At 70.4% G+C, this 1,272-nt stretch carries 2 protein-coding genes; both read right to left on the bottom strand.

The window, feature by feature from the left end; translation table 11 throughout:
• On the bottom strand, positions 1-647 hold a 647-nt coding region (locus NA3_RS35315), incomplete at its 3' end, for a hypothetical protein (RefSeq protein WP_157126668.1).
• Positions 648-706: 59 nt separating this feature from the next.
• Positions 707-1,272, bottom strand: a 566-nt coding sequence (locus NA3_RS35310; protein WP_218021964.1) for a hypothetical protein, incomplete at its 5' end; no start/stop codon positions are given.

Here is a 1,272-nt window from a genome sequence, read left to right as displayed (position 1 = left end):
GGGAGTGCGGCGCCGGTGGGTGCGGTGATGCCGGATTTGGTGAGTGCGCGGGCCTGCAGCACGATGCTGGTTTGGTCGCTGCGGGCGTGGGCGCGCCAGCGGGTGTCGAGTTCGTCGACACTCGCGGCGCCGGCGCTCTCGGCGGCGGCGGTCCAGTGTTGCGGCGAGTTCCACATGTGCTGTGCTTCGTCGTCGGTGACGGCGAGCAGGCGTGCGAGTTGGACCAGGCGGGTGCGGGATCGGCGCAGGTTGCGCATGACCCAGGTCGCGGTGCCGGGCTCGGCATGCGCGCCACGATGCTCATAGGCGACCGCCACCGCGGCCAGATCCTGAATCCGGTGCGCCTCGGCGGCCAGCCCGACCAGCAGCCTGGTCCGGTCCACCGGTTTCGGGTTGCGCCAGTGCAGGTCGCGGCGCCACGGCTGACCCAGATGGGCACGGGTGCGGGCCTGGTTCAGCCACTCCCGCGGCACCCCCGCGGCCAGCCCCGCTTTCTCGAGCTCTTGGCCGAGCAGGACCTCGGTGCGGAAAGCCCGCGACCATGACGGGGGCGGAAGCTCACCGGTCGCCTCCCGACCGGCCCGCGCCGCAGCGGCCATCTCCCGCGCCGCCGACGCATGCGCATACACACCCGCGAGCACCTTCATCTGCCACCGGTCAGGCGCCGCAGCGAACGGAACCGAAGCACGAAAGGGGTTGCGCGCCATCATGGTTCGATCTCCGCAGACGGCGCGGGCCCGAGAGCCTTCACGGGCGGAAGAACCGGAGACGCGAAGTCGACGCCCATATCGAGGTCACCGGTGACGCCGGTGACCTCGACCGCGACGTCGATGACCTCTCCGTCGAGCACTTCGAGCGCTTCGCCGGAACTGCCATCGTCTCGGCCGGATTCGGCATCGAAGGTGCGCATCTGAGCTTCGCCGTAGCTCAACAGGGTGTACTCGGCGCCGAGCGTGTTCATGTGGTTGTGGAGTTCATCGACGGCGTCGTCGAGGGCTGCGGCCTCGGCACGGGCATCGGCCAGGGTGGTGCGGGGGTCGTTCCCTGTGTCCTCGCCGTAGCGTTCGGCCCATGCGTCGGCGTGGGCGCGATGGTCGTCGGACAGATCCGCGGTGGCCTCGGCCGCCGCCCACCCCGCGCTGGCGGCGTGAGCGCGGACGGTGCCGGGGTCGGTGTCGGTGAGTGTTTCAGTGAGCCCGAGCGCGCGTTTGCGGGCCTCGATCAGCAACTGCTGGTATTCGACCTTCAGATCGTGCAACCGCCGGTCCTGCG

This window comes from Nocardia africana NBRC 100379, from assembly GCF_001612635.1.
Classification (GTDB): Bacteria; Actinomycetota; Actinomycetes; order Mycobacteriales; family Mycobacteriaceae; genus Nocardia; species Nocardia africana.
Note: the sequence above shows the minus strand (reverse complement) of the source record. Positions and strands in the feature narration are given on the sequence as shown.